Below are 26,288 nucleotides of genomic sequence, written 5' to 3'. Positions count from 1 at the left end.
CTCTGGCTATCTCTCGCACAAGCGCGCGGCGAGCGCCAGCAACGCCGCATCGTCGGGCGTCGCCGCCGCTTCGGTCCGCGCCCAGCCCGGCCCTGCCGCGGCGACCGCCGCTGGGCTGATGGCGGCAACGGGGATGGCGGCCCGCGACCGGCCCAGCGCATCGACCAGCGCTGCGAAACGCTCCGCCGCGCGCGGTGAATGAAGCAGTGCGAGCGGCGCCTGTTCCAGCGCGTCGTCCAGCCCCTCCGGTCGGTCGATCGTCGCGGATTCGTAAACGGTGGTGCGTTCGATCATCAGCCCCGGCGCCGCCGATTCACGCCGATGCGCGCCACAGAAATGAAGCACGCGCAGCACGCCGTCGCCCTCGAGCATGGCGGTCAGCCCGGCGGCGTCGCCCGGTCCCTCCCGGACATGCGAGAAGCCGGATTGGCGCGCGGCCTCCGCCGTGGCGGTGCCGACGGCATAGACGGGCAGGGCGCCATAGCGAGCAAGGCCATTGCCGGCCGCGCGCACGGCATTGGCGCTGGTGAACATCACCGCGTCGAAGCGCACCGGATCGGGCGGGAACCAATGCAGTGGCTCGACCGCGAACAACGGCACCGCCATGGCATCGAGCCGGAGCGTGGCGGCGGCGCGCACGGTGCGGCTCGCGCCCGGCTCGGGCCGCAGGATCAGCAGTGGCCGGCTCATCCCGCGAACAAGGCGCGCAGCGGCGGGGCAGCGCGATCGAGCAGGGTTTCGGCCAGCGCTTTCACCGGTGCATGATCGCCCGGCGCGATCCGGATCTCGCCGGCTTCGTTCAGGCTGCCGTCCATCGCGATGATCTCCGCGCGCAGGTGGATATCGGCGCCATCGAACTGCGCGAGCGCCGCGACCGGCGCGCGGCAATCAGCGCCCAGCCGTTCCAGCAGCGCGCGCTCGGCGCGAACGCACTGGCTGGTCGGTGCATGATCGATCGCCGCGATCAGCGCATGGATATCGTCGCGTTCGGCCAGGCATTCGATCCCGACCGCGCCCTGCGACGGCGCCGGCAGCATCGTCTCGACCGGAATGGGCGTGCCGACATCGGGCCGGTTCAGCCGTTCGAGTCCCGCCGCCGCCAGCAGCGTCGCCTCTGCTTCGCCGCGCGCGAGCTTGCCGAGCCGGGTATCGACATTGCCGCGGAACAGCACGATTTCCAGGTCCGACCGCGCTCGCAGCAATTGCGCGCCGCGCCGGGGTGAACTGGTGCCGATGCGGGCGCCCTGGGGCAGCGCCGCGACGCTGTCCGCTCCGATCAGCCGGTCGCGGACATCGGCGCGCGGCAGCATCGCGGCGATCGCGATCGCTTCGGGCCGCACCGTCTCCACATCCTTCATCGAATGGACCGCGAAGTCGATGGACCGTTCGTCCAGCGCGCGATCGAGCTCCTTGGTCCACAGCGCCTTGCCGCCCAGTTCGGACAGCGCGCGATCCTGAACCAGATCTCCGGTGGTCTTGACTGTGACGATCTCGATCGCGCCATCGTCCCAGCCATGCGCAGCCATCAGCGCGGCGCGAACCATATTGGCCTGGACGAGCGCGAGCGGCGATCCACGGGTGCCGAGCTTGAAGGGCGAAGCGGGGATGGGCATGGCGGCGCTTGTGCTAGCCGCGACGCCGACTAGATGGAAGAGTAATGACGATCATTCTCGGCATCGAATCGAGCTGCGACGAAACGGCGGCGGCGCTGGTCACGGATGACCGGCGCATCCTGTCGCACAGGCTGGCCGGTCAGGAAGCCGCGCATCGCCCGTTCGGCGGCGTCGTTCCGGAGATAGCCGCGCGCGCGCATGTCGAGGCGCTGGAGCCGCTGATCGCCGCCGCGCTCGACGAGGCCGGGCTTGGGCTGGCTGATATCGATGCGGTCGCCGCCACTGCCGGACCGGGGCTGATCGGCGGGGTGATGGTGGGGTTGGTCACCGCCAAGGCGCTGGCGATGGCGGCGGAAAAGCCGTTGGTGGCGGTCAATCATCTGGAGGGCCATGCGTTGTCGCCGCGCCTCGCCGATCCTGATCTTCGTTTCCCTTATCTGTTGCTGCTCGTCTCAGGCGGCCATTGCCAGCTTCTGCTTGTCGAGGGCGTCGGCCGCTATCGCCGTTTCGCGACCACCATCGACGATGCGGCGGGGGAGGCGTTCGACAAGACCGCGAAGCTGCTCGGCCTGGGCTTTCCCGGCGGGCCGGCGGTCGAGCGCGCCGCTGCATCAGGCGATCCCAGGGCGGTGCCACTGCCCCGGCCGCTTGTCGGCAGCGCGGAACCGCATTTCTCCTTCGCTGGTCTCAAGAGCGCGGTGTTGCGTGCACGTGACGCCGGCATCCATGCGCCTGAGGATATCGCGGCGAGCTTTCAGCAGGCGGTGGTCGATTGCCTGGTCGATCGTACGCGGCGCGCCATCGCCCGCGCGCCCGATGCGACCGCTTTGGTCGTGGCCGGCGGCGTCGCCGCCAATCGCGCCATCCGCGAGGCGCTTCAGACGCTCGCGGCCACCAATGGCTTGCCCTTCTCCGCGCCGCCGCTCTGGCTGTGCACCGACAATGCCGCGATGATTGCCTGGGCGGGCGCGGAACGATTCGCCATGAACTTGACCGATCCGCTCGATATCGCCGCGCGGCCACGCTGGCCGCTTGATCCCGATGCGGAAAAGGTGCGCGGCGCGGGCGTGAAGGCATGAGGGGTACGGCATGAAGATCGGGGTTATCGGCGGTGGAGCCTGGGGAACCGCCCTGGCGCAGGTCGCGGCGGCGGGCGGGGATCCGGTGCTGCTATGGGCGCTCGAACCCGATGTCGTTGAAGCGATGAACACCGCGCGCGAAAATCCCGTCTATCTCGCGGGCGTGCCGCTGTCGCCGGCGATCCGGGCGACAACGCGCCTCGCCGAGCTGGAGGGATGCGAGGCGTTGCTGGTGGTGACGCCGGCACAGCATGTCCGCAAGATCCTGAGCGGAATCGACGCGTCCGGGGTGCCACTGGTGCTGTGCGCAAAGGGGATCGAGGCGGGCAGCCGCAAGCTCGTATCCGAAGTGGCGGAAGAGGTGCAGCCCGATGCCTCGATCGCGGTGATTTCAGGCCCCACCTTCGCGCATGAGGTGGCGAAGGGGCTGCCCACGGCGGTGACGCTCGCCTGCGCCGATGAAGCGCTGGGCGCGTCGCTCGCCGCGCGGCTCGCCCGCCCCAATTTCAGGCCTTATGCATCGACCGACGTCATCGGTTCGGAGATCGGCGGCGCTGTGAAGAATGTCCTCGCCATCGCCTGCGGCGTGGTCGAGGGCCGTGGCCTTGGCCTCAACGCGCGTTCGGCGTTGATCGCGCGCGGCTTCGCGGAGATGACGCGCTTCGGTCTCGCCAAGGGCGCCCGCGTCGAAACGCTGTCAGGCCTTTCGGGGCTGGGCGATCTGGTGCTCACCTGCTCCTCCACCCAGTCGCGTAATTTCTCGCTTGGCAAGGGGCTCGGCGAAGGGCGCGGCGCTGCCGAATTGATGGCCGATCGCCGTACGATCGCGGAGGGAGCCTTCACCGCGCCGGTGTTGCAGGAAGCGGCACGCGCGATCGGCGTGGACATGCCGGTGGTCGATGCGGTGTGCGCCTTGCTCGATGGCAGTGCTTCGGCCGACACGATCGTGTCGGCGCTGCTGGCGCGTCCGCTCAGGCCAGAGGGACGCTAAGCGCGGCTTATTTCGGGCCGACCGTCGCGGCCTTGGGCTTTTTCGCGTCCTCGATCGCCCGAAGCACCGCGCTGCCGCGCGCGTCGCGCTTGGCATAGTCGCGCGCCGACATGCCCGCGAGCGTATCGGCCTTGTCGGCATTGGCGCCGGCATCGAGCAGCAGGCGGACCATGCGGATGTCGCGCAACTGCACCGCGCGGATCAGCGGCGTCTCACCCTGGTTATTGGCTTCGTCGACGCGCGCGCGGCGCTGGATCAATGCGGCGGCACCTTCGGCGAAGCCGAGCTGCGCAGCGATCATCAGCGGGGTATTGCCCTGCTTGTCCTTCACGTCGACGCGCGGGTTGCGCGCAAGCATGAAGCCCAGCCAACTCAGGTCACGGCGCGCCACGACGATATGCAGCGCGGCCTGGCCCGTCGAAAGGTCGCGGCTGTCGATCACGGTATTGCCGGGTTCGTTGAGCATCTCGGTCGCCTTGGCGCCGTCGGCGTCGCGAACCGCCTTCAGGAACTGATAGGCGGGCGACTGGAACTGCGCCGTGGCCACGCCCGGCAGCAGCATCGCCGCCGCCGCCATCGCGGCCAGTCCGGCGTGTGCCGTCCGCTTGATGAAATCGCTCATTCGACCTTCCCTGACGTCTTGCGCTTGACGCCTTAGCAAAGCATGGCTGGCACCGCCATGAACGAAATCGCGCGCTTCGCCCTCACCCTGCTGCCTGTCGCAGCCTTTCTTTCGCTGACCGGCTGCGATCGCCAGGCGTCGGGGGCCGTCGAGCCGCCCCTGGCCGGCGCCGCGATCGGCGCCAGCTTCGCGTTAACCGATCAGGACGGCAAGGTGGTGAAGGACAGCGATCTCAAGGGCAAATATCGGCTGATCTATTTCGGCTATACCTTCTGCCCCGATGTCTGCCCGGTGAGCACGCAGCGGCTGATGCAGGGCTATCGCCTGCTCGAAAAGGCGGATCCCGCGGCGGCCGGAAAGATCCAGCCGATCTTCATCTCGGTCGATCCGGAGCGTGACACGCCCGCCGTGCTCAAGCAGTTCGTCGGCAATTTCCATCCCAGGCTGATCGGCCTGACGGGTACGCCCGATCAGATCGCGGCCGTCGCCAAGGGCTATGGCGTCTATTACCGCAAGGCGGGCGAACCGGGCGCCAAGGACTATCTGATGGATCATTCGGATGTCTCGTATCTGATGGGGCCGGATGGTGCGCCGATTGCGCTGGTGCCGCAGAACGGAACGCCGGAAGCGATCGAGGCCGTGCTTGCGCAATGGGTGAAATAGTCGACCGTTTCTGGGAGACCACGCCGCTCGCGTCGATGAGCCGCGATCAGTGGGAAAGCCTGTGCGACGGATGCGGCAAATGCTGCATCCACAAGCTGGAGGACGAGGAGACCGGCGAGCTTCATCCGACCAATGTCGCGTGCAAGCTGCTCGATCGCCGCAGCGGACGCTGTACCGATTATCGCCATCGCCGCATCCATGTGCCCGAATGCGTGCGGCTGACGCCGCGCCTGCTGCGCGAGATCGACTGGTTGCCCGAAACCTGCGCCTATCGCCTGATCGACGAAGGCAAGCCGCTGGCCGACTGGCATCCGCTGGTGAGCGGCGATCCCGAATCGGTCCATGCCGCTGGCATTTCGGTGCGCGGCTGGACGGTTTCGGAAACCGAGGTGGGCGATCTGGAGCATCATATTGTCGATCGCACTCTCTGAAGCGGTATTCGGCCCGCCCGGACAGGAGCTGGCGCTGATCGTCCGCCGCAGTCGCCAGGCGCGGCGGATGCGGCTGAGCGTCGATCCGCGCAACGGTGCCGTCACGCTGTCGCTGCCATGGCGCGCGAGCTTGAAGCCCGCGCTGAGCTGGGCCGACGCGCAATGGTCCTGGGTCGAGCAGGCGCTGGCGAAACTGCCGCAGCCCAGCCCGATCGTGCCGGGCGGAGTCTTTCCGTTCGAGGGCGAGGATCTGCTGGTCGACTGGTCCGTCGATCGCCCCCGCACCGTACGTCACGAACCCGGCCGGCTGGTGTTCGGCGGGCCGCTTGACGCCGTGACGTCACGTGTCGTCGCCTGGGCGAAGCGCCGCGCGCGCGAGACGCTGGAGCGCGAGACGCTGGAGATCGCGGCGGTCGCGGGCGTCAGCATCGGGCGCATCGGCGTCGGTGATCCGCGCGCGCGCTGGGGAAGCTGCGCCGTCAACGGCGATATCCGCTATAGCTGGCGGCTGATCATGGCGCCGGTGTTCGTGCGCCGATCGACCGTGGCGCACGAGGTCGCGCATCGTATCCATATGGATCACAGCCCGGCCTTCCATGCGCTGGCGGCGAAACTCTACGGCGGCGATCCCAACGAAGCCCGCGCATGGCTGCGCGCGCATGGCAGCGCGCTGCACTGGGTCGGGCGGGAATAGAGGCGCGGGGCTGCGCGCTCTTCAGGACGAACGGCGGTTGGCGGGCACCGGAGCCGGCGTGCGTGCATCTTCGGGGCGGCGTGGCCGCTGGGGCTGCGGACGCCCCAGGACATTGTCGAGCCATTGCTGGTCGAGCGTCGGTGGCGCCTCGACATCGCGGCCTTCCGTGCCCGGATCGGCCGGCGGCGCGTCGGGCGCGTAGACCGGGTTGCCATTGTCATCGACATACATGGTCGTGCCATTGTCGGGCTCGCCATAATAGGCGTCTTCGTCGGGCTCGAGCTGCTCCTCGGGCAGGGTGACGTCGGTCTCGAACTTCTCGATCGGCCGGTTCGCCACCGCCTTGGTCATGAAGGCGGCGAAGGCGCGCGCCGGGGCGGTGCCGCCCTGCAGCCCGCCGACGCGCTTGGCATCGTCACGCCCCATCCACACACCGGTGGTCAGTCCACTCGAAAAGCCCATGAACCAGCCGTCCTTGTTCGAGCTGGTCGTGCCGGTCTTGCCGGCGACCGGGCGACCGATCTGCGCGGCGCGGCCGGTGCCCGCGCTGACCGCGGTCTGCAACAGGTCGGTCATCTGCGCCGCGACCCAGGGCGCCACCAGCACGCGCGATTCGTCGCTGCGGTGCTGATAGAGGATCTCGCCATTCTCGGTCGTCACCTTGGTGATGCCATAGGGCGTGACCGCGATGCCGCCATGCGCGACCGCCGCATAGGCGCGCGTCATGTCGAGCAGCCGGACGTCGGCGGTGCCGAGCACCATCGAGGGATGGGTGTTGAGCGGGGTGGTGATGCCGAAGCGGCGTGCCATGTCCGCCACCGTCGAGAAACCCACTTCCTGGCCGATCTTCGCCGCGACGGTGTTGATCGAATAGGTGAAGGCGGTGCGCAGCGAGATCTCGCCCGAATTCCGGCCCGAACTGTTGCGCGGGCTCCAGCCGTTGATCGAGATCGGTTCGTCCGTGACCATCGTCTCCGGGGTGTAGCCGTTCTCCAGCGCCGCCAGATAGACGAACAGCTTGAACGCTGATCCGGGCTGGCGCGTCGCCTGCGTCGCGCGGTTGTAGATCGAGGAGACATAATCCTTGCCACCGACCATCGCGCGCACGGCGCCGTCGCGATCGAGCGAAACCAGCGCGCCCTGTGTGCCGGCGGGCGCATTGGCGACGATGGCGGCGGTGGCGGCGCGCTGCATGCCCGGATCGATCGTCGTCCACACGTCGATCGGCCGTTCGGTCTCGTCGATCAGCATTTCGAGCTGGGGCAGTGCCCAGTCGGTGAAATAACGGACGCTGTCCTGCTGCGGTTCGCGCGCCAGCTTGATCGCCTTGGTATCGACCGCGGCGGCCTGGGCGGCGGTGATCGTGCCGGCATCCTGCATCACTTCGAGCACGACGGTGGCGCGGTCGATCGCGGCCTGCGCGTCGGCGGTCGGCGAATAGCGCGACGGCGCCTTCACAAGGCCTGCGATCACGGCGGCTTCGCCGAGCGACAGACGTTTCGCGTCATGGCCGAAGAAGCGGCGGCTCGCGGCGTCGATGCCATAGGCGCCGCCGCCGAAATAGACCTTGTTCAAATAGAGCTCGAGGATCTGATCCTTGCTGAACTTGCGCTCCATCGCGAGCGCCAGGATCATCTCGCGCGCCTTCCGGCCGAAGGTGCGCGCATTGGTCAGGAAGATGTTGCGCGCAAGCTGCTGCGTGATCGTCGATCCGCCCTGCACCCAGCGGCCGCGCTGGATGCGGACATAGGCCGATCGCGCCAGGCCGATCGGATCGACGCCGGGATGCGCGCGGAAGCGCCGGTCCTCGACCGAGACCATCGCGTCGACCATGGTCCTGGGGATCTCGTCATAGCGCAGCCATTCGCCATAGCTCGGGCCGAGCGATGCGATGATCGATCCGTCGGCGGCGCGCACCTGGATCATCTGGCCGTTGGGATCGCGCTGCAATTCGCCGAAGCTCGGGATGCTCGACATGGCGATGCCCACGGCGACCGCCAGCGCGATCAATCCGGCGAGCCCGGCCAGCAGCAGGATCTTGAAAATCCTGATGACCGTGCTGCGCCAGGTGCGCGGCGTCTTGCGGGGGGATTTGCGGGATGCGGCCATCGATCGTCAGCGATTTACGCGGAGTTGGGCGCGGTGCCAAGCGACTGCATCGTTCCTGCACCGAAAAAGCGCGCGGGCGCCACACACGAACCGCGCCGTCGCCCGGTTCAGCGCTTTTCGCGCCCTTCGAAACTGAGCGCGGCGCTGTTCATGCAATATCGCAGCCCGTTCTCGGCCGGGCCGTCGGGAAAGACATGGCCCAGATGGCCATCGCACTTGGCGCAGCGCACCTCGACGCGGCGCATGCCATGGCTGATATCGGTATGTTCGACGACCGCGTCGGTGCTTGCCGGGGCGATGAAGCTCGGCCAGCCCGATCCCGAATCATATTTTTCGTCGGATCGGAACAGCTCAGCGCCACAGCCGGCGCAGCGATAGGTGCCGGGCGCCTTGTTGTCGTTGTAGATGCCGGTAAAGGCCCGCTCCGTCCCCGCTTCGCGGAGCACATGATATTGCTCGGGCGTCAGGCGCTTGCGCCATTCGCTCTCGGGAAGGTCCAGCTTTTCCATGCCCATCATCTGGTGCCGTCCGCGCGCGCGGTCAAGGGTGTGGCGGCGATCCGCGTCACGCGTGCGAGCAGGCCGGCCAGGCCCGGCATGGCGGTGATGGCTCCGGGACCGGTTCGGCGACCGATTCGGGTGTCGGCGGCGGCGGCGACCAGCCCGGCGATGCGCACCGGTCGTGCCGTCCTTGCGGCCAGATCCGCCTGGAAATCCGCAGCGCTCGCAGCGCCCGCGCCCAGCCAGTGCGACGCCGCCATCATGCCGCTGGCGAGCGCGATGCCAATTCCCTCCCCGGCAAGCGAAGGGATGACGGCAGCCTGGTCGCCCAGCCGGAAGATGCCTGGTTCGGTTTCACGCGCGCGCCAGCCATAGGGCACCGATCCGATCGCATCGCAAGCGGCGGGGCCGTCGGCATAGGCCAGACGATCCGCAAGGGCTGGTGATTCGGCGGCCAGTGACGTCAACAATTTCTCCGGATCGCCGCCGGCGTCGGCAAGTCGAGACTTGCGCACCGCCATGCAGAGATTGGCGCTGCCATCCTCCTGCAGCAGCAGGCCGGCATAGCCACCCCGGAACAGGTGAAGCTCGATCGCATCGCCCACCAACCGCCCGAGCCCCAGCGAAGGCGCGATCCTGCGGCGAAGCCCGAGCGCGGGGTCGCCCTGCGGCTTGGGTCGCGCAAGGCCACGGCAGTCATGCTTGCCGGTCGCCAGGAACAGCGCCTCGCACGCGATCGTTGCGCCGTCCGCGAGTTCGACCGACCCCGGCGCAGCCGATCGGATGGCGATACCGCGTTCGACCGCGCTGCCCATTGCTTCGGCGCGCGCCAGCAGCATGCCGTCGAGCCGTCGGCGCGATACTCCGATCGCTTCGCCAGGCAATCGCGCTTCGCCCATTCGCCCATTCGCGAAGATGCGGACGCGGGCGATCGCATGGCCGCCGAGCGCGGCGCGGTCGATGCCCAGCCGATCCAGCGCGTCCCGCGTGCGCCAGCTCAGGAAACCGCCGCACAATGCGTCGCCGGTCTCGCGATGGCGCTCGATCAGCAGTGCCGGATGGCCGGCATGCGCCATTGCGATAGCGGTTGCGGCGCCCGCCGGGCCGCCGCCCGCGATCAGCGCAGCCGTTCGACGCATAGCCGGAAGGGGAAGGCGCGGTGGATCCGTGTCGCGCCGTTCCCGATCCCCGCTTCGGCCAAGATCGGTGGCCATTCGGCGGGGCGATAGGATCGCGCGATCGAAAGCGTGCCGTCGTGGCGGACGATCGGATGCCAGAGCATGATCCCGGCGAGCAGCGGGAAACCGGCATAGGCGAAGCGATGGCGGTGCAGGTCGTTGACGAACCATCCGATCCGCGCCTCGCTCTCCATGAAACGCAGAAAGGCGACGAGCTGGGCGTGCGTCATGTGATGCGCGACAAGACTCGAGATCACGAGGTCGAAGCCCTCGCCGGCGAACGCCGCATAGTCGCCCGTGCGCCAGTCGATCGTCAGATCGGGCGGGGTGTGCGCCCGTGCGGCTGGCGCGCTGCTGGGGTTGAGATCGACACCGACCAGATCGGCGGTGATTCCGCGCCGGTTCGCCCAGCCGGCGATCGCGCGCAGCATGTCGCCATCGCCGAAACCGACATCCAGCAGGCGGAATTTGCGCCGCCCGCAAAGTGCGCGATCGAGGAAGCTCAGCGTGGGGCGGCGCGCCATGGTCACGCGATTGACGCGCGCCAGATCGCGCATCACCGCTTCATAGGTTTCCGGGGCAAGCGCCGGATCGTCCATCCGCTCCTCTTCCAGGGCGCGGACGGACAGGTCTCTCATGCCACGCGTCCGAAGGCGAACCCCTCGGCGGCGAGTCCGGGGCCGAACGCGAGCGCGACGCCCAGACCGGAGACGCCGCGCCGCAAGATGCGGGCAAGCACGAACATCAGCGTCGCCGACGACATGTTGCCATATGCGTGGAGCACGTCACGCGAATCGGACAGCGCCATGTCGTCGAGCGCCAGGCCGTGCGCGACGGCGTCGAGGATCGATCGGCCGCCGGCATGGACCGCCCAATGCGCGATCTCCTCCGGCTTGCCGCCGCCGGCCAAGCGCATGCGCGTCGTTTCGTCGGCAAGCGCGATCGCGATCCGCCCAGGCACTTCGCCCGACAGCGTCATCGCGAAGCCCTGGTCGCCGATCGTCCAGGTTATCAGCGATTCGGCTTCCGCCAGCGTCGTCGAAAAACCCGATCCCAGCGTCAGGCCCTTCGGTTCGGCGCTGACGATCGCCGCTGCCGCGCCATCGCCGAACAGCAGGCCCGCGAGAAGCGGTTCGATCTCGTCCATCGGTCTCAGATGGAGCGAGCAGAGCTCGACCGTGACGACGAGCACACGGGCGTCGGGTTCGGAACGAACGATGTGCCGCGCCGCGCGTAGGGCGGTGACGGCGGCATAACAGCCCATGAAGCCGATCAGCAGCCGTTCGATATTCGGTGACAGACCGAGCCGCGTTGCCAGTATCTGGTCGACGCCTGGTGCGGTGAAGCCGGTGCAGCTCGCTACCACGAGGTGTGTGATCCTGTCGGCCACGAAAGCGTCGCCCAGCGCCGCGACCGCTCTTTCCGCCAGCGCGGGCGCAGCCTCCGCATAAAGTGCCATGCGTGCGGAGGTCGGCGGCAGTGGGTCCCCGGCATAGAAACCGCCCGGCTCGACCGGCGACCCGCCGCCGGGCGCCTGTGGCAGCACCGACCAGCGGTGCGCGATGCCGGCTCGTCCGGCCATGCGACTAAACAGGGCGCGCTCGCGTCGCGGCAATCGTGCTTCGGCCCAGCCGATAAAGGCGGCATGGATATCATGATCGGGAACGGCGGTGCCGATGGCGTTGAGATAAGCGGTCAAGCAGGCAGCCTTCTTCCTAGAGACCGCGCTCTTTCCCCATGGGCGCATTCAATCGGTTTCATAGCGCAACGCGCCATGGGCCGAAAGCGTTTCGGCCCATGCGGGGTGTTTGAGATTTCAGGTGATGGTGCGGTCGAGAAGACTCGAACTTCCACGGGCTTTCGCCCACAACGACCTCAACGTTGCGCGTCTACCAATTCCGCCACGACCGCACAGTCCTGCCCACCGGATGAACCCCGAAGGGGTGGCCGGCGCTGGTAAGGCGCGGCCTCTAGCAAAGCCGATCGTGCTTGGGAAGAGGCTGCGAAGCTTTATTTCGCACCGCTTCCCGCGAAGCTCACCGTCAGCTTCTGCGCGCTCTTGGGCACGTCCATTTCCGCGCTGTCGAACTCCGCCGTGCCCTTGGGTGGCAGGCGCCGGACAGGGGGGACGATGCGCCAGCCATAGACGACCCGCCCGGATGCGTCGCGCAATTCCGCCAGGATATCGGGCACCATCTGCGGCGTATCGGTCGGGTTCACGATGCGGCCCGAAACCGTGAAGAGCTCGTTGCCGCTCGGCTGTTCGCGCCGTTCTGGCTTGGTCGGGAACTCCAGCAGCAGCGGCACGTCCGCCTCGGCAGTGCCGAAGCCGAGCCAGGCGGCGATGCCGGGCGTGCCGAAATACTGGATCGCGCCGATCCCGCCGATCATCAGCACCGCCGCCGCGGCGGCGGCGAGCGTCCATCGGCGCAGCGGATTGCGACGCGGGCGGAACGGAGGCTCGTGCGCGAAGGCATCGTAATCGACCGCTTCGGTCTCCGTCGCGGCGGGAATCGTATCCGCGGCGGTCGGCGCGGTGCGCTCGATCTCCGGCAGCGGCGGCGCCTGGGGTAGCGTCGCCGCGGGGATCGGTTCGGGCTCTCGCGGCGCCGGCTCGGCGGCCGGTATCGCCGGCGGCGCGGGACTTTCGAGATCGAGCGGCGCGGGTTGCTGGAACCAGCTATGCTTGCACGATGCGCAGCGCACCGTTCGGCCGACCGGTCCGATCGCGCTGTCCGGGACCAGATATCTCGTCCTGCACTCTGGGCATGTCAGGATCATGCGATGTGGCTGTGTCCGTCTAGATCTTGATAAGGCACGCAATAAGCCTGCCAGTGTAAACACGCTGTGCGACGATGTTGCAAGCATCTTGGGCCGTTGCGGGGTCAACATCTCCTTTACGCGGGCGATGCGGCTGTGCGATGGCGGGTTTCGGGGACGAACGGCAGGGTTTGAGGGAGCGTTTCGGGTCGCGATGGCGAGCATCGTGCAGTTCGAGAATGTCGGTCTGCGCTACGGCACGGGCGCGGAGACGCTGTCCGATGTCAGCTTCACGCTCAATACCGGCAGCTTCTATTTTCTCACTGGCCCGTCGGGCGCCGGCAAGACCTCGCTGCTCAAGCTGCTTTATCTCTCGCAGCGACCCAGCCGTGGCCTGATCCGGCTGTTCGGTGAGGATGCTGTCACCATGCCGCGCGCGCGGCTGCCCGCGCTGCGTCGGCGGATCGGCGTCGTCTTTCAGGATTTCCGGCTCGTCCCGCATCTTTCCGCATACGACAATGTCGCCCTGCCGCTGCGGATCGGCGGCTATGAGGAGCGCGAGATCGAGACCCCGGTCAACGAGATGCTCGCCTGGGTCGGGTTGAAGGATCGCGCAAGCGCGCGTCCGGCGACATTGTCGGGCGGAGAGCAGCAGCGCGTCGCGATCGCGCGCGCGGTGATCGGCCGGCCCGAGATCCTCGTCGCGGACGAGCCCACCGGCAACGTCGATCCCGACATGGCGGCGCGGCTCCTGCACCTGTTCGACGGGCTCAACAAGCTCGGCACCACCATCGTCGTCGCCACCCACGACATCCATCTGCTCAGTCGCATTCCGCATGCGAACATGATGCGGATCGATCGCGGGCGTCTGTCCGATCCCACCGGCGCGCTTCGCTATCCGCCGCGCCGCAGCGAGATGGGCGGATCCGAATGAGCTTCGGCTGGACGCCCTCGGCGGCGGATCGGCGGCTGCTGCCCGAAGGGCGGCTGGCGGGGCCGATGCCCTGGGTGATCGCGATCATGATGTTCCTGACCGTGCTGGCCGCCGCCGCCGGGCTCGGGCTCGGTGCGGCGGCGCGTGCGTTGGGCGACGATCTGGCGGGCAAGCTGACCGTGCAGATCGTCGAGGCCGATCCGGTGGTCCGCGATCGTCAGGCAGTCGCCGTCGCGTCCGCGCTCGAGCGGCTTTCGGTGGTCCGCACGGTTGACAGGCTTAGCCAGGCCGAGATGGCGGCGCTGCTCGAACCCTATCTGGGCGCAGGCGGACTTGCCGGCGACGAACTGCCGGTGCCGGCGCTGATCGACGTCGTGCTCTCCGACGGCGGCGCGCGCGCGATGGAGGATGTCGCGGCCGCCGTGCGCGCCGCCGCGCCCAAGGCGCGGATCGATCGCCATGCCCGCTGGCTGGCGCCGCTGACCGGCTTGATCGACTCGCTGCGCTGGCTGGCGATCGCACTGGTTCTCCTGATGGCGGCGGCGACGGCGGCGGCGGTGGTGCTCGCCGCGCGCGCCGCGCTCAACACGCATCGCTTCACCATCGACGTGCTTCACCTGATGGGATCGACCGACACGCAGATCGCCTGGCTGTTCCAGCGCCGGATCGCGCTCGATGCGCTGTTCGGCGGCCTTGTCGGGCTGACATCGGCGGTCGCGGTGCTGATGCTGCTCGGTGCGAGGGTGAGCGAGATCGGCTCCGATCTGCTGGGCGCCGTGACGCTGGGCTTGCGGGCCTGGGCATTGATTCTCGCGCTTCCGCTTGTCGGCGCGATCCTCGCGATGCTGGCGGCGCGGATCACCGTGCTGCGTACCTTGCGGCGCATGCTGTGATCCGGCGCATCTTCTCGATCGTGCCGTTGCTCTGGGCATTGGGCTTCGCGATGTTCGTCGTCACCCTGCCGCAGCCGGCTCCTGACGGCGCGACCGATGCGATCGTCGTGCTGACCGGTGCGCCAGGCCGTATCGAGCGTGGACTGGCGCTGCTCCAGGCCGGCCGGGCGCGTCGCATGTTGATATCGGGCGTCAATCGCGACGTGCGGCCGCATGAACTGGCGCTGGCGCAGAAGGTGCCGGCTTCGCTGTTCGATTGCTGCGTCGACCTTGGCCGGGAAGCGGTCGATACGCGTTCGAACGCGCTGGAGACGGCGCGCTGGATCGATGCGCGTCGCTATCGCACCGTCCGGTTCGTCACCACCGATTGGCATATGCGGCGCGCGCGCTATGAGCTTGAACGCGCGCTGGGGCCGGACGTGGAAATCATCAGTGACGCGGTGAAGAGCCGCGCGGGATTCTCGATGCTGTTCAAGGAATATCACAAATATCTGCTGAGCCGGCTCGGCGCGCTGGTCGGGCTCTGACGATGCTGTTCATGCGCTCGATGCTGTTCGCGTTCGTCTTCTATATCGGCAGCGTCTATTATGTGCTGCGTGCGGCGGTCTTCAGCCGCTCGGAGGCGGGCGCGCGCCGCGCGGCCTGGCTCTGGGCGCGTTTCCATCGTCGCTGCGCCGAACGGATCCTGGGCATTCATACGCGGGTGGAGGGCGTGATCCCCGACCGGCCCGTGCTCTACGCGATCAAGCATGAATCGATGTACGAGACGCTGGAGGTCCTGCTGCTGATCGGCGAGCCGGCGGTGTTGATGAAGAAGGAATTGATCGACATTCCCTTCTGGGGCGGCGTCGCGACGCGCCACGGCGCCATCGCCATCGATCGCGCGGGCGGCGCCAAGGCGTTGCGCTCGCTCGTCACGGCATCGCGCGCGGCGGCCGCGCGGGGCCGCTCGCTCATCCTGTTTCCCGAAGGGACGCGGGTGCCGCATGGCGAGCGGGCGCCGCTGCGCGCCGGTTTTGCAGGGCTCTATCGCCATATCGGTTTGCCGGTGGTGCCGGTGGCGCTCGACAGCGGCCGGCTGTGGCCGCGCCGCAGCTTCCTGAAACGGCCGGGGATCATCACCTTCCGCTTCGGTGACGTCATCGAGCCGGGGCTGGACCGCGACGCCGCCGAGGCGCTGGTCCATGCGGAGATCAACGCGCTGAACCCCTGACCGGCAAAGGCGTGTTATTCGTGGCTGCGCCCGAAATCGGGGCGTTCGTCGTCCTGGCCCTGCTCGATGATCGAGCGGCGGATCGCGCGGGTGCGGGCAAAAAGATCGAACAAAGTGTCGCCATCGCCCCAGCGGATCGCGCGCTGCAGCGCAGTGACATCCTCGGTCAGGCGCTGGAGGATCTCGAGCACCGCTTCGCGATTGTTGAGGAAGACATCGCGCCACATCGTCGGGTCGGACGCTGCGATACGCGTGAAGTCGCGGAAACCGCCCGCCGAATATTTGATGACCTCGCCCTGGGTGACGTTCTCGAGGTCGGAGGCGGTGCCGACGATCGAATAGGCGATCAGGTGCGGCACATGGCTCGTCACCGCCAGCACCAGATCGTGATGCTTCGGGTTCATGATCTCGACATTGGAGCCGAGCTTCTCCCAGAAGGCGCGAACGCGTTCCGTCGCGCCTTCGGGCGTGTCGTCCTCGGGCGTCAGGATGCACCAGCGTCCGTGGAACAGCGTGGCGAAGCCCGCCTCCGGCCCGCTATGCTCGGTGCCGGCGACGGGGTGGCCGGGCACGATCGTCGCGCCGGGCAGTGCCGCGCGCAGCGCCTCGGCGACGCTCGCCTTGGATCCGCCGACATCCGTGACGATCGCGTCTGCCGGCAGGTCGGCCGCGAAGGATTCCGCCGCTGCGCCGATCGCGCCCACCGGTACGCACAGGATCACCAGATCGGCATCGATCACGGCGGCGCCCGGCGTGTCGGTGACGTCGTCGCACAGGTCGAGGCGGCGCACGGTCTCGCGCACCGCCGGATCGGCATCATGGCCGGTCAACCGCACCGTCGGCATATGGCTGCGCACCGCGCGCAGGATCGACGAGCCGATCAGCCCCAGCCCGATGACGGTGACGCGGGCGAAGGGCAGCATCAGCCGGCGGCCTCCGCCAGCGCACGCAGGGCGTCGACCACGCCGCGCGTCTCTTCCTCGCTGCCGATGGTGATGCGCAGCCCGTGCGGCAGGCCCTGGCCCGGCAGCCAGCGGACGATGAAGCCGCGCTCCATCAGCCCTTCATAGGCCCGTTCGGCGGTCAGTTGCCCTTCGAACAGCACCAGCACGAAATTGGCGCGCGACGGCACGGCGCGCAGCCCGGCATTGCCGAGTGCGGCGATCTGCGCGTTGAACCAGGCCAGCCATTCGGCATTGTGCGCGCGGCTGTGCGCGACGAAATCGGTGTCGGCCAGTGCCGCGATCGCTGCTTGCTGGCTCGCGGTGGTGATGTTGAACGGTGCGCGGATGCGGTTCATCGCGTCGATGACTTCGGCGGCGCCATATCCCCAGCCGATCCGCCCGGCCGCCAGGCCGTAGATCTTTGAGAAGGTGCGCGTGACCAGCACATTGGGCGCGGTCCGCGCCAGTTCGAAGGCGCCGTCGCGTTCGTCGTCGGCGAGATATTCGGCATAGGCCTGGTCGATCACCAGCAGCACATCGCCCGGCAGGCCCGCGTGCAGCCGCGCGATCTCGTCGCGCGGGGTATAGGTGCCCGTCGGATTGTTGGGATTGGCGACGAACACGACGCGCGTCCGCTCGGTCACCGCTGCCAGCAGCGCGTCGACATCGGTCGCATAGTCGCGGTCGGGTGCCACCACCGGTACCGCGCCGACGCGTCGCGCCGCGATATCGTAGACCGAGAAGCCGTAGCGGACGTAGAGCACCTCGTCGCCCACGCCCGCATAGGCGCCGGCGGCCAGGTGCAGGATCTCGTCGGATCCGGTGCCGTGGATCACGCGTGCCGGATCGATGCCGTGATGCGCGGCGATCGCGTCGCGCAGCGCGGTCGCGTCCGCATCGGGGTAGCGCGACAGGCTGCTCTGCTCCGCTTCGAACGCTGCGATCGCGCTGGCGCTGGTGCCGAGCGGATTTTCGTTCGAGGAGAGTTTGACCAGCTTGCGTCCGTCGTCGCTCGTCGAGCGGCCGGGCACATAGGGGGCGATCCCGAGGATCCAGGGCTTGGGTTGCGGTGCGATCATGCGCGAGCGCATGGCGCAATCGCGCGCGCCGCGCAACCATGCTAAGGCCGTCTCGTCCGAAGGGGGAGAGCGGGAATGCGCGGTTCGGGACCATTGTGGCGGCTGCTGGGCGAAGCGCGCCGCGCCAATCTGGAAGATATGGGCGCACCCGCGCCGACCCGTACGCCTGAAGGCATCACGCGAAGGCGCGCGCTCGCGGCGCTTGCTGCGGCGAGCGCCGTGCCGCTGATCGGCTGGCCGCAGCCGGTACGCGCGCGCGAAGCGATGCGTGTCGTCGTCATCGGCGGGGGCCTTGCCGGGCTTTGCGCGCTCGACAAGCTTGTCGCCAACGGCATCGACGCAAAGCTTTATGAAGCGCGGGGGCGTTTGGGCGGCCGCGTGTTCACCGCCAACAACGCGCCGGAACCCGGCCTGGATATCGAGGACGGCGCCAACCTGATCAACACCGATCACGACGATATGCTGAAGCTGGCCGAACGCTTCGGCATCGCGCTGATCGATCGCAAGCCGATGCATGCGCACAGCCGCTACGTCGTCGACGGAAAGATGATCGACGATGCCGTGCTGGTGCGCGATCTGCGCGCGATCGCCGGCCAGATCTCGAAGGACGCCGCCGCGTTGGACGGCAATTATGACGTCATGGCGCCGGTCTTCGACAAGCTCTCGGTCTCGCAGTATCTCGACGGTCATCGCGACATGCTGACTCCGCATGTCCGCGCCTTGATCGAGGCGACGATCCGCACCGAATTCGGTGCGGAACCGCAACAGGCCTCGGCGATCGAACTGCTGTTCAACCTACCCGTCGTCGATGGTGCGCAGGCGGAACTGATCTCGACGAGCGACGAGCGCTATATCCTGAGGGGCGGTTCATCGAGCGTCGTTCGCGCCTTGTCGGATCCACTGCTGCCACGGATCGCGACGGGCCATGCGCTGACCGCCGTCGAGCGTGTCGGCGGGCGCGTCAGATTGCGCTTCGCCAACGGCGTCACCGACGAGGCCGACCGGGTCGTCATCACGGTGCCCGCGCCGCTGATGCGCACGATCGATTATGGCGACCTGTTGCCGGAGAGCTGGCGATCGCTGGTCGCCGAGATCGATTGTGGCCGCAACGAGAAGATCAACGCCGGCTACGCCAGACGAAGCTGGGAAGCGCAGACCGGTCCGGCGGGTGCGGCCTGGGCGGTCGATACCAAGGGACCGGGAGTGTTCTCCGAATTCTGGGATGCAAGTTCGGGCCAGCCGGGCGAGGCTGGCGTGCTCACCTGGTTCTTCGGCGGCGATCAGGTCGATGCGCTGCTGGCGGGCGAGGTCGACGAGGTGTTGCGCCGCGCCGAAGCGGCGATCGCGCCGGCGGTGCCAGGGCTTGCCGCGCGCACGATGCGGCGCACGGCCTGGGCGAAGGATCCCTTCGCGCGCGGCGGCTATTCCAGCTTCGCGCCGGGCCAGTTGAAGCGCTTCGCCGGTCATTTCTGGCTGGAGGAGGAAGGCGTGGTGACGCCGCCCGCGCCCGCCGGTCCGATCGTCTTCGCGGGCGAGCATCTGTCCGATGCCTTCCCCGGCTATATGAACGGCGGTGCGCAGACCGGGCGGCTGGCGGCGGAAGCCGTGCTGACGAGCCTGGCGGTGAAGGCGTGACGTTCTCCTCAGATCCTTCCTGAAGAGGAGGGGGACCGTCCGAAGGACGGTGGTGGGGTTGGGCGACGCAGTCGCCGCTCTGCGGCTTACCCCTCCACCATGCCTGACGGCATGGTCCCCCGAGGAATTAGGAGGGCGCCAGGCCCTTGCGCAGGATCTCGTTCGCGGTCGCCGCGACCTCTTCGGGGCTGACATCCTCGTCCCAGACGCCGTAGCGCAGGCCGAGGAACACGTTCATGCCCATCACCGCCCAGGCATGGACCTCGCCGACATCTGCGCGAACCTCGCCGCGTTCGGCGCCCGCCTGCAGGCGTCTGGCGATGCGCTCGACCGAACTCGCATAATGCTGGCGATAGCTGTCGGGATCGACGAATTCCGATTCGTCGATGATCCGGTAGATCTCCTTGTGCTCGCGCACGAAGGTCAGGAAGGATTCGAGGCCGATCCGTTCGGCGTCGATCTCGTCGGTCGCCGCCTGGACGCGCGGACCGACATGGTCGCGCACCTGCGCGCTCATGTCACGCACCAGCGCGCGGAACACTTCATCCTTCGAATCGAAATAGGTGTAGAAGCTGCCCAGCGCGACGCCGGCGCGGCTGGTGATGCCGCTGATCGAGCCTTCGTGAAACCCCTTTTCGCCGAACTCGGTGGCCGCCGCGTCCAGGATCGCGCGCAGCGTCCTGCGCCCGCGCTCGGTGCGCGGCGTCTTCGCTTCGCTGGTCGGCGAAGTCCCGACTGTGTCTTCCGCGCTACGCTCGCCCGACATTTTATTCCTCCCGTCTTCAACCCAAGTTGAAACTTGGTTCAGGTTTCAGTATAGGCTCGTTTCGAACCGGCACAACCCACCAGAGGTCGAGCCAATTGTCATGGGGAGGAGTGAAAGCCATGTCCCGAATCAACCTGTCCGCCCGCACCCTGTTCAGCCTGGGTGTCGCCATCGCAGCACTTTCGGCGCAGCCTGCATTCTCGCAAGAAGCCTCCGCCCCTGAAGCCACGGCCGAGGACGATAGCGGCGATATCGTCGTCACCGCGCGCCGCCGCGAGGAAAGCCTGCTCGACGTGCCGATCGCGGTTACCGCCTTTTCGGGGGCGCAACTCGAACGCGCGGGCGCGATCGACATCACCGAAATCTCGAACGTCACCCCCAACACCACGCTCGAAAATTCGCGCGGCACCAATTCGACGCTCACCGCCTTCATCCGCGGTGTCGGCCAGCAGGATCCGGTTCCCGGTTTCGAGGCGGGCATCGGCGTCTATCTGGACGATGTCTATCTCAACCGTCCCCAGGCCGCCGTGCTCGATATCTATGATGTCGAGCGGATCGAGGTGCTGCGTGGTCCCCAGGGCACGCTCTACGGCCGCAACACCATCGGCGGCGCGGTCAAATATGTGACGCGCGCGCTGCCCGACGAAACCCAGCTCAAGATCCGCGCCACCTATGGCACCTATAACCAGGCCGATCTGGTCGTCACGGCCAGCACGCCGATCAGCGACATGATCCGCATCGGCGGTTCGGTCGCGCGGCTGTCGCGCGGTGGTTTCGGCGACAATCTCAACATTCCGGGGCTCGAGAATTACAACAAGGACGTGTGGGCCGGGCGCGGCACCGTCGAGTTCGGCGGCAACGGCGCGCCGGTGCTCATCCGTATCTCGGGCGATTATACCCGTGACAAGTCCGATCCGCGCAACGGCCACCGGTTGATCCCGGGCCTCGTCTCGGGGGCGCCGGTGCTCGACAATGTCTATGACACCCGCGCCGGGCTCAACAAGCCGAAGCAGGATATCGAGGCCTATGGTCTCGCGATGAACATCACCGCCGAGCTGAGCGACGCCTTCACGCTGCGTTCGATCAGCGCCTGGCGCAAGGATCGCAGCTTCACGCCGATCGATTTCGACGCGCTGCCTTCGGTCGATGTCGATGTGCCCGCCGTCTATCGCAACGAACAGATCAGCCAGGAATTCCAGGTGCTGTACGAGAGCGAGCGGCTGAATGGTCTGGTCGGCTTCTATTATCTCGATGCCCGCGCCTCGACCTCGTTCGACGTGCTGCTCGGCCTGACCGGTGCACCGCTCGGCCTGCCCGGCCTCAACGGCTACACCGCCGGCGACGTGCGGACCGACACCTGGTCGGTCTTCGGCGATTTCACCTTCGATTTCACCGACCAGCTCAGCCTGTCGGTCGGCGGGCGCTTCACCAACGACAAGCGCAACGCCTTTGTCTACAAGGCGAACCGGATCACGGGGCTCTCCCCCGAATTCGGCGGCACGCTCGCACCCGTCGCGATCGCGGTGGCGACCGACTTCCGTGGCGAGCGCACCTTCAAGGAATTCACGCCGCGCGCGTCCTTGAGCTTCAAGCCCGACGACGACAACATGGTCTATGCTTCCTATTCGAAGGGCTTCAAGGGCGGTGGCTTCGATCCGCGCGGTTCGGGCACCTCGGCGCCGATCAGCAACCCCGCAGCGGGCCGGACTTACCAGGACATCTACAATTTCCTCTCCTTCGATCCGGAGAAGGTCGACACCTATGAAGTGGGCTATAAGGGCTCGCTGTTCGATCGCCGCCTGACACTGAGCCTCGCGGGCTTCTATTCGAACTATAAGGATGTGCAGATCCCCGGTTCGGTCGGCTGTCTCGTCGGCGGCCTGCCCGGCTTCTGCGGCATCACCACCAACGCCGCCAAGGCGACGATCAAGGGCCTCGAACTCGAAGCGAACGCCGTGCTCGCACGCGATTTCGCCGGTGCCGGATCGCGTTTCTCCTTCAACGGCGCGCTCGGCTATATCGATGCGCAGTATAAGCGCTTCATCGGCCCCACGGGCGTCGACGTCGCCAAGCAGCGGACCTTCCAGAACACGCCGAAATGGACGGCGTCGGGCACGCTCGCGGCCGGCATTCCCGCGATGGGCGGCATGGTCAACGCTTCGACCACCCTGTCCTATCGCAGCCTGACCCATCAGTTCGAGGTGCCGATCCCGGCGCTCGACCAGCCCGGCTACGCGCTGTGGGATGCCAGCCTCGTCTGGACGTCGGACGACGATCGCTATTCGATCGGCGTCCACGGCAAGAACCTGACGGACAAGCGCTACATCACCTCGGGCTACAACTATATGAACGGCAATGTCTCGACACTGGGCAAGGAAGGCGTGCTCACCGCTTTCTATGGCAATCCGCGTCAGGTGTTCGCCACGCTCGGCCTGAAGTTCTAAGATCCGGAAGATGATCAGGTCAGCCTCTCCCCCTGCCGGCGGGGAGAGTCGGGGAAGGGAAAGCGTGACGTGACCGACAAGGACTCCAGCGCTTCCTCTCCCGCCCCCATGCCGGCCTCCCTGCCCTCTTCCCCGCAAGGGGGAGAGGGCGTTTCGCGCTATCGCTTCGCCGTGCTGGCGATGCTGCTGCTCGTCTACACCTTCAATTTCGTCGACCGGCAGATCCTGGGCATCCTCGCCGGGCCGATCAAGGCGGAGCTTGGCCTCAGCGACACGCAGCTCGGGCTGCTCGGCGGCATCGCCTTCGCCGCGCTTTATTCGACACTGGCGGTGCCGCTCGCCCTGCTGGCCGATCGCACCAGCCGCACCTGGGTGATCACCGGATCGCTCGCGCTATGGAGCGGCTTCACCGCGCTATGCGGCATGGCCACCAGCTTCTGGCAGCTCTTCCTGGCCCGGCTCGGCGTCGGCGTGGGCGAGGCGGGCGGGGTCGCGCCGTCCTACGCCTTGATCGCCGACTATTTCCCGCCGCGCGAGCGCGCTCGCGCGCTTGCCGTCTATTCACTGGGCATCCCGCTCGGCGCCGCGCTCGGCGTCATGTTCGGCGGTTATATCGCCGCCAGAGTAGACTGGCGCGCGGCCTTTATCGCCGTGGGATTGGCGGGCGTGTTCATCGCACCCTTGTTCCGGCTGATCGTCCGAGAGCCCGCCCGCGCGCCAAAGTCGTCCCAGACGACTCCGCTCAAGGCGGTCTTCCCGATGCTCGCGCGCAAGCGCAGTTTCTGGCTGCTCGCGCTCGGCGCCGCGTCCAGCTCGATGCTGGGCTACGGCTTCGCCTTCTGGTTTCCCCAATTGCTCCAGCGCAGCTTCGGGCTCGATCTCGTCCAGACCTCGCAATTCTATGGCGGCGTGCTGCTGCTCGGCGGCATCGCCGGCGTGCTCGGCGGCGGCATGATCGGGGACCGCCTGGGCGCGCGCGATCGCGGGCGCTTCGCCAGCATTCCTGCGCTCGCCTTCCTGCTTGCGGTCCCGCTCTTCGCTGCCGGCATTCTCTCCAGTTCGGTGGCGCTCGCCTTCGCGCTGTTCCTCATTCCCCAGGCGCTGGCCTATGTCTGGCTGGGGCCCGTGATCACCGCGGTCCAGCATCTGGTGCCGGCGGAGATGCGTGCGACCGCATCGGCCAGCTTCCTGCTGATCAACAATCTGGTGGGCATCGGTGGCGGCACTTTCGCGCTCGGCGCACTCTCCGATGCGCTTGCCGACGGCTATGGGGCCGATGCGTTGCGCGTCGCCATGCTGATCGGGCTGATCTGCTATCTGCTCGCGGCGCTGCTCATGGCGCTGGCGGCCAAGCCGCTGCGTGCGGACTGGGTGGATTAGAAATCCTCCCCACGCTTCGCGTGGAGAGGATTGAAGATCAACGCTCCTTGGTCGTGCTGAACCGGATCTCCGGATTCCGCTCCTGCACATAGCCGACTTCCCAGGCGCTCTTGGCCATGAACACCAGCGCGCCATCGCGATCGCGCGCGAGTTGCGAGGAGTTGATCGATGCGAATGCCTTGATCGCCGCATCGTCGCCCGAAATCCACCGGGCCGTATCCCAGGGCGAGGGCTCCAGCCGCGCCGCCACCTTATATTCGGCCTCCAGCCGGCTCAGCAGCACTTCGAGCTGGAGCTGGCCGACGACGCCGACCACCCAGTTCGATCCGATCTCGGGATAGAAGACCTGGATCACGCCTTCCTCGGAAAGATCGTCCAGCGCCTTGCGCAGCTGCTTCGTCTTGGTGGGATCGACCAGCGCGACGCGGCGCAGGATCTCCGGCGCGAAATTGGGCAGGCCGGTGAAGCGGATCGTCTCGCCCTCGGTCAGCGTGTCGCCGACGCGCAAGGTGCCGTGATTGGGAATGCCGATGATGTCGCCCGGCCAGGCTTCCTCGGCAAGCTCGCGGTCCTGCGCGAAGAACATGATCGGGCTGTGCACCGCGATCGGCTTGCCCGATCCCGACGGGGTCAGCTTCATGCCCCGGCGAAACTTGCCCGAGCAGAGCCGCATGAAGGCGATGCGGTCGCGATGTTGCGGATCCATGTTCGCCTGCACCTTGAACACGAAGCCGGTGACGCCCGAATGATCGGGTGAAACCGGGGCCGGTTCGGCGGGCTGCGGCCGGGGCGGCGGCGCGAAGCGCGCCAGCGCGTCGATCAGTTCGCCGACGCCGAATTCCTTCAGCGCCGATCCGAAATAGACCGGGGTCAGGTCGCCATGGCGATAGGCTTCGGGATCGAATTCGCCATAACCGCCCATCGCCAGCTCGGCTTCCTCGCGCAGTCGTTCGAGCCCCTGCGCGGACAAGCTATCGGCAAGCTTCGGATCGTCGAGCCCGGAAAAGCTCGCGGCCTTGCCTTCGAAAGCCTTGCTGTCGCCGCTCGGCTGCATCAGCCGGTTGGCATTGAGGTCGTAAATCCCTTCGAACAGGCCGCCCATGCCGACCGGCCAGCTCATCGGCGTCACGTCGAGCGCGAGCATGTCGGCGATCTCGTCGAGCAGCGCGAACGGATCGCGGCCCTCGCGGTCGACCTTGTTGACGAAGGTGATGATCGGCACCGAACGCAGCCGGCACACTTCGAACAGCTTGCGCGTCTGCGCTTCGATGCCCTTGGCCGCGTCGATCACCATCACCGCCGAATCGACCGCGGTCAGCGTGCGATAGGTGTCCTCGGAGAAATCCTCGTGGCCTGGCGTGTCGAGCAGGTTGAAGGTGATGCCCTCGCGCTCGAAGGTCATGACGGAGGATGTGACGGAGATGCCGCGCTGCTGCTCGATCTTCATCCAGTCCGACCGCGCACGCCGGTTCGCGCCGCGCGCCTTCACCTCGCCGGCCAGATGGATGGCACCGCCGAACAGCAGCAGCTTTTCGGTCAGCGTGGTCTTGCCCGCATCGGGGTGCGAAATGATCGCGAAGGTGCGGCGGTCGGGTCGGTTCATCGGTGGGATCAGCCTTCGCGGTGGACGGCGAAGCCCGCGAAGCTCTGGTTCACGGGCATCAGTTCGATCGTGTTGATATTCAGGTGCGGCGGCAGTTCCGCCACCCAAAGCAATGTTTCGGCGATATCGCCGCCGGTCATCGGTCCAGCACCCGAATAGAGCGTGTCGGACGCCTGCTGACTGCCGGTGCGGATCAGCGTGAATTCGGTTTCCGCCATGCCCGGCTCGATCGAGGTGACGCGCACGCCGGTGCCCGCCAGGTCCGAACGCAGGTTCAGGCTGAACTGGCGGACAAACGCCTTGGTGCCGCCATAGACGTTGCCGCCGGCATAGGGGTAGCTGGCTGCCACCGACGAGATGTTGATGATCGCGCCGCGCCGGGCGATCAGGCTGGGCAGCATCCGGTGGGTGATCGACGCCAGCGCGGTCACATTGGTATCGATCATCGTCTTCCAGTTGGTGAGCGAGGCCGCCTGGGCGGGCTCGGTGCCCAGCGCCAGCCCGGCATTGTTCACCAGCAGGTCGATCTCGCCGAACCCTTCGGGCAGCGCGTCGAGTGCCGCGTCGCGCGCGGCTTCGTCGCGAACGTCGAAGACCGCGCCGTGGAAATTGCTGCCCAGTTCGGCCGCCAGTTGCTCCAGCCGGTCCGCGCGCCGGCCGGTGCCGACGACGCGCCAGCCCGCCTTCACGAAGGCGCGCGCCGCCGCTTCGCCGAAACCCGATGTCGCCCCAGTGATGAACGCCGTACGCATAGTTT

The 26,288-nt window shown here is 67.5% G+C and carries 26 protein-coding genes and 1 tRNA gene; 12 read left to right on the top strand and 15 right to left on the bottom strand.

Features of this window, described 5'->3' with window-relative positions:
- Positions 1–6 precede the first annotated feature (6 nt).
- Both ACODTA_RS27245 and hemC read right to left on the bottom strand, forming a co-directional pair.
- Positions 7–690, bottom strand: coding sequence for a uroporphyrinogen-III synthase (locus ACODTA_RS27245; RefSeq protein WP_489070419.1), 684 nt, complete (start codon positions 688–690; stop codon positions 7–9).
- Entirely contained in the window at positions 687–1,613 is a 927-nt protein-coding gene (gene hemC / locus ACODTA_RS27240) for a hydroxymethylbilane synthase (RefSeq protein WP_489070417.1), read from the bottom strand. Before hemC ends, ACODTA_RS27245 begins: the two co-directional genes overlap by 4 nt.
- 44 nt (positions 1,614–1,657) lie before the next feature.
- Here hemC and tsaD point away from each other — a divergent pair, with 44 nt between their 5' ends.
- Both tsaD and ACODTA_RS27230 read left to right on the top strand, forming a co-directional pair.
- Positions 1,658–2,692, top strand: coding sequence for a tRNA (adenosine(37)-N6)-threonylcarbamoyltransferase complex transferase subunit TsaD (gene tsaD, locus ACODTA_RS27235; RefSeq protein WP_489070415.1), 1,035 nt, complete (start codon positions 1,658–1,660; stop codon positions 2,690–2,692).
- A 10-nt stretch (positions 2,693–2,702) separates the two neighbouring features.
- A complete protein-coding gene (locus ACODTA_RS27230; protein ID WP_489070413.1) occupies positions 2,703–3,683 on the top strand; it encodes an NAD(P)H-dependent glycerol-3-phosphate dehydrogenase in 981 nt (326 codons plus the stop codon).
- 7 nt (positions 3,684–3,690) lie between these two features.
- Here the strand turns inward: ACODTA_RS27230 and ACODTA_RS27225 are convergent, their stop codons facing one another.
- Entirely contained in the window at positions 3,691–4,305 is a 615-nt protein-coding gene (locus tag ACODTA_RS27225) for an ankyrin repeat domain-containing protein (protein ID WP_489070411.1), read from the bottom strand.
- A 42-nt stretch (positions 4,306–4,347) separates the two neighbouring features.
- Between ACODTA_RS27225 and ACODTA_RS27220 the strand changes: the two genes are divergently transcribed.
- The 3 genes from ACODTA_RS27220 to ACODTA_RS27210 are packed head-to-tail and all read left to right on the top strand — an operon-like array spanning position 4,348 to position 6,093.
- Positions 4,348–4,968, top strand: coding sequence for an SCO family protein (locus tag ACODTA_RS27220; RefSeq protein WP_489070409.1), 621 nt, complete (start codon positions 4,348–4,350; stop codon positions 4,966–4,968).
- Positions 4,956–5,399 (top strand): YcgN family cysteine cluster protein, encoded by a 444-nt coding sequence (locus ACODTA_RS27215; protein WP_489070407.1) that lies wholly within the window; start codon positions 4,956–4,958, stop codon positions 5,397–5,399. The genes ACODTA_RS27220 and ACODTA_RS27215 overlap by 13 nt, the downstream gene beginning before the upstream one ends.
- Entirely contained in the window at positions 5,380–6,093 is a 714-nt protein-coding gene (locus ACODTA_RS27210) for a M48 family metallopeptidase (protein ID WP_489070405.1), read from the top strand. Before ACODTA_RS27215 ends, ACODTA_RS27210 begins: the two co-directional genes overlap by 20 nt.
- Positions 6,094–6,114: 21 nt before the next feature.
- Here ACODTA_RS27210 and ACODTA_RS27205 read toward each other — a convergent pair whose 3' ends face one another.
- The 7 genes from ACODTA_RS27205 to ACODTA_RS27175 all read right to left on the bottom strand — a co-directional run bounded on the left by ACODTA_RS27205 (position 6,115) and on the right by ACODTA_RS27175 (position 12,661).
- Positions 6,115–8,202: a transglycosylase domain-containing protein gene (locus ACODTA_RS27205; RefSeq protein ID WP_489070403.1), complete on the bottom strand. Its 2,088-nt coding sequence runs from the start codon at positions 8,200–8,202 to the stop codon at positions 6,115–6,117.
- Between the two features lie 107 nt (positions 8,203–8,309).
- Entirely contained in the window at positions 8,310–8,711 is a 402-nt protein-coding gene (gene msrB / locus ACODTA_RS27200) for a peptide-methionine (R)-S-oxide reductase MsrB (protein ID WP_489070401.1), read from the bottom strand.
- A gap of 5 nt (positions 8,712–8,716) precedes the next feature.
- Entirely contained in the window at positions 8,717–9,841 is a 1,125-nt protein-coding gene (locus ACODTA_RS27195; protein ID WP_489070399.1) for an NAD(P)/FAD-dependent oxidoreductase, read from the bottom strand.
- The gene (locus tag ACODTA_RS27190; protein WP_489070397.1) at positions 9,820–10,518 is read right to left on the bottom strand and encodes a methyltransferase domain-containing protein; all 699 of its coding nucleotides are present in this window, start codon (positions 10,516–10,518) and stop codon (positions 9,820–9,822) included. Before ACODTA_RS27190 ends, ACODTA_RS27195 begins: the two co-directional genes overlap by 22 nt.
- A complete protein-coding gene (locus tag ACODTA_RS27185) occupies positions 10,515–11,627 on the bottom strand; it encodes a type III polyketide synthase (RefSeq protein ID WP_489070395.1) in 1,113 nt (370 codons plus the stop codon). The genes ACODTA_RS27190 and ACODTA_RS27185 overlap by 4 nt, the downstream gene beginning before the upstream one ends.
- A 77-nt stretch (positions 11,628–11,704) precedes the next feature.
- A tRNA-Leu gene (locus tag ACODTA_RS27180) sits at positions 11,705–11,791 on the bottom strand.
- Between the two features lie 99 nt (positions 11,792–11,890).
- A complete protein-coding gene (locus ACODTA_RS27175; RefSeq protein ID WP_489070393.1) occupies positions 11,891–12,661 on the bottom strand; it encodes an MJ0042-type zinc finger domain-containing protein in 771 nt (256 codons plus the stop codon).
- A 193-nt stretch (positions 12,662–12,854) separates the two neighbouring features.
- Between ACODTA_RS27175 and ftsE the strand changes: the two genes are divergently transcribed.
- From ftsE to ACODTA_RS27155, 4 genes are read left to right on the top strand one after another with little or no spacing between them, the layout of a single operon-like run.
- Positions 12,855–13,574, top strand: coding sequence for a cell division ATP-binding protein FtsE (gene ftsE, locus ACODTA_RS27170; protein WP_222991714.1), 720 nt, complete (start codon positions 12,855–12,857; stop codon positions 13,572–13,574).
- Positions 13,571–14,467 carry a cell division protein FtsX gene (locus ACODTA_RS27165; protein ID WP_489070390.1) on the top strand — a complete coding sequence of 299 codons (897 nt, stop codon included), beginning with the start codon at positions 13,571–13,573 and terminating at the stop codon, positions 14,465–14,467. The genes ftsE and ACODTA_RS27165 overlap by 4 nt, the downstream gene beginning before the upstream one ends.
- Positions 14,464–14,994 (top strand): YdcF family protein, encoded by a 531-nt coding sequence (locus ACODTA_RS27160; protein WP_489070388.1) that lies wholly within the window; start codon positions 14,464–14,466, stop codon positions 14,992–14,994. Before ACODTA_RS27165 ends, ACODTA_RS27160 begins: the two co-directional genes overlap by 4 nt.
- Before the next feature lie 2 nt (positions 14,995–14,996).
- Positions 14,997–15,680 carry a lysophospholipid acyltransferase family protein gene (locus ACODTA_RS27155; protein WP_489070386.1) on the top strand — a complete coding sequence of 228 codons (684 nt, stop codon included), beginning with the start codon at positions 14,997–14,999 and terminating at the stop codon, positions 15,678–15,680.
- Positions 15,681–15,694: 14 nt separating this feature from the next.
- On the opposite strand, the gene ACODTA_RS27150 is transcribed toward ACODTA_RS27155, so the two are convergent.
- Both ACODTA_RS27150 and hisC read right to left on the bottom strand, forming a co-directional pair.
- Positions 15,695–16,603, bottom strand: a complete 909-nt coding sequence (locus ACODTA_RS27150; RefSeq protein WP_489070384.1) for a prephenate/arogenate dehydrogenase family protein — start codon at positions 16,601–16,603, stop codon at positions 15,695–15,697.
- Positions 16,603–17,703 carry a histidinol-phosphate transaminase gene (gene hisC / locus ACODTA_RS27145; protein WP_489070382.1) on the bottom strand — a complete coding sequence of 367 codons (1,101 nt, stop codon included), beginning with the start codon at positions 17,701–17,703 and terminating at the stop codon, positions 16,603–16,605. The genes ACODTA_RS27150 and hisC overlap by 1 nt, the downstream gene beginning before the upstream one ends.
- A 75-nt stretch (positions 17,704–17,778) precedes the next feature.
- Here hisC and ACODTA_RS27140 point away from each other — a divergent pair, with 75 nt between their 5' ends.
- Positions 17,779–19,338, top strand: coding sequence for a flavin monoamine oxidase family protein (locus ACODTA_RS27140; protein ID WP_489070380.1), 1,560 nt, complete (start codon positions 17,779–17,781; stop codon positions 19,336–19,338).
- 127 nt (positions 19,339–19,465) lie between these two features.
- Here the strand turns inward: ACODTA_RS27140 and ACODTA_RS27135 are convergent, their stop codons facing one another.
- Positions 19,466–20,104, bottom strand: coding sequence for a TetR/AcrR family transcriptional regulator (locus tag ACODTA_RS27135; protein ID WP_489070378.1), 639 nt, complete (start codon positions 20,102–20,104; stop codon positions 19,466–19,468).
- A gap of 119 nt (positions 20,105–20,223) precedes the next feature.
- Here ACODTA_RS27135 and ACODTA_RS27130 point away from each other — a divergent pair, with 119 nt between their 5' ends.
- Together ACODTA_RS27130 and ACODTA_RS27125 are read left to right on the top strand one after the other, a co-directional pair.
- A complete protein-coding gene (locus ACODTA_RS27130) occupies positions 20,224–22,548 on the top strand; it encodes a TonB-dependent receptor (protein ID WP_489070376.1) in 2,325 nt (774 codons plus the stop codon).
- 180 nt (positions 22,549–22,728) lie between these two features.
- Positions 22,729–23,928 carry a spinster family MFS transporter gene (locus tag ACODTA_RS27125; RefSeq protein WP_489070437.1) on the top strand — a complete coding sequence of 400 codons (1,200 nt, stop codon included), beginning with the start codon at positions 22,729–22,731 and terminating at the stop codon, positions 23,926–23,928.
- A 37-nt stretch (positions 23,929–23,965) separates the two neighbouring features.
- Here ACODTA_RS27125 and ACODTA_RS27120 read toward each other — a convergent pair whose 3' ends face one another.
- Both ACODTA_RS27120 and ACODTA_RS27115 read right to left on the bottom strand, forming a co-directional pair.
- Positions 23,966–25,531, bottom strand: a complete 1,566-nt coding sequence (locus ACODTA_RS27120; RefSeq protein WP_489070374.1) for a peptide chain release factor 3 — start codon at positions 25,529–25,531, stop codon at positions 23,966–23,968.
- 8 nt (positions 25,532–25,539) lie between these two features.
- The gene (locus ACODTA_RS27115; protein ID WP_489070372.1) at positions 25,540–26,283 is read right to left on the bottom strand and encodes an SDR family NAD(P)-dependent oxidoreductase; all 744 of its coding nucleotides are present in this window, start codon (positions 26,281–26,283) and stop codon (positions 25,540–25,542) included.
- Between the last annotated feature and the right edge of the window lie 5 nt (positions 26,284–26,288).

It is taken from the genome of Sphingomonas sp. FG14, from assembly GCF_057809675.1.
The sequence above is the reverse complement of the archived record's forward strand: the minus strand, read 5'-3'. Positions and strand labels throughout refer to the sequence as shown.